The following is a 512-nucleotide window of genomic DNA, read 5'->3' on the forward strand; positions in this document are numbered from 1 at the left end:
GCCCGGGCGCGTAGGGGCGCGACCAGTCATACTTCGGGGCGAAAGTGTACTGATACTGGGAAACCGGAACGTCCACATACAGGCCCGGATAATTGTTATCCCGCCAGGTCCCCCCAATCTCCTGAGCCTTCTCATAAATCCTGAAGGCAATACCCATATCCTTCAGATGCTTGCCGATGTGGATACCGGACATCCCGGCACCGATCACCACTACATAAGGGTGCTCACCCATCAAAATTCTCCGTTCAAAAGATGTGGAAGACGTCGGTCGGTGTGGTTTAGAGGACTTTTGCTGTTGCGAGGTCTTCTGCTTTTTCGCCGAAGGGCATGTTCACTGTTTCGCGGAGCAGTTTGGCTACGATCAGGAAGGCGATGAGGGAGACGCCGCCGAGATAGAAGGCCGGGGCGAGGGTGGAGCCGGTGGCGCCGATCAGGGCGGTGGAGATCAGTGGGGATGCTCCGCCCAGGATGCCGGCGCCGATGCTGTATCCCAGTGCTGATGCGGCGTAGCG

At 58.2% G+C, this 512-nt stretch carries 1 protein-coding gene and 1 pseudogene; both read right to left on the reverse strand.

Annotated features, from left to right (window positions below; translation table 11 throughout):
• A partial coding sequence (locus AC1D14_RS22605; RefSeq protein WP_476969228.1) for an NAD(P)-binding protein occupies positions 1-232 on the reverse strand: 232 nt, incomplete at its 3' end.
• Positions 233-278: 46 nt separating this feature from the next.
• Positions 279-512, reverse strand: a pseudogene (locus AC1D14_RS22610) (MFS transporter); the annotation flags it as partial.

It is taken from the genome of Arthrobacter sp. P1_B11 (assembly GCF_056406715.1).